The following is a 515-nucleotide window of genomic DNA, read 5'->3' on the forward strand; positions in this document are numbered from 1 at the left end:
CCGGCACCCCGCCGACGCCATCGCGGCCGTCACCTGCCGTCTCAGTCCCTCCGGCGAGGAGGACAGCGAGCACCTGGAGCAGGGCGACGCCCCCGGCAGCCAGGCACCCCCGCCCTCCTGCCCCCTGTCCGGCCGCAACGAGAGCTGAGGGGAGTCACCGTGTCCGTCAAGTTCATCGACTTCCTCTGCGGCGCCGGCGGCTCCAGCACCGGTTTGGTCGAAGCCGGGCTCGAACTCGTCCTGGGGGTCAACCACTGGGGGCTCGCCCTGGAGACCCATGCCGCCAACCACACCAAGGCCGACCACCTGCGCATCGACGTCAGTGCCCTGCCGATGCGCTATCTCCCGAAGGCCGACGTGCTGTGGGCCAGCGTCATCTGCACCGAGATCAGCCCCGCCGGAGGGCGGCCCCGCGAGAACCAGACCTTCGAACTGCCAGACGGCGACGACGAGTTCAAGACCCTGCCCGACGCCGCCTTCGAGAAGACCAGGGTCACGGCGTGGTGCGTCGTGCG

The 515-nt window shown here is 70.5% G+C and carries 1 protein-coding gene; it reads left to right on the forward strand.

Annotated elements, in window-relative coordinates; genetic code table 11:
* Window positions 1-159: 159 nt before the first annotated feature.
* The coding region (locus ABD323_RS45500; protein WP_344447788.1) for a DNA cytosine methyltransferase at window positions 160-515 on the forward strand (356 nt) is incomplete at its 3' end.

Origin of the sequence: Kitasatospora nipponensis, assembly GCF_039528135.1 — a bacterium.
Taxonomy (GTDB): domain Bacteria; phylum Actinomycetota; class Actinomycetes; order Streptomycetales; family Streptomycetaceae; genus Kitasatospora; species Kitasatospora nipponensis.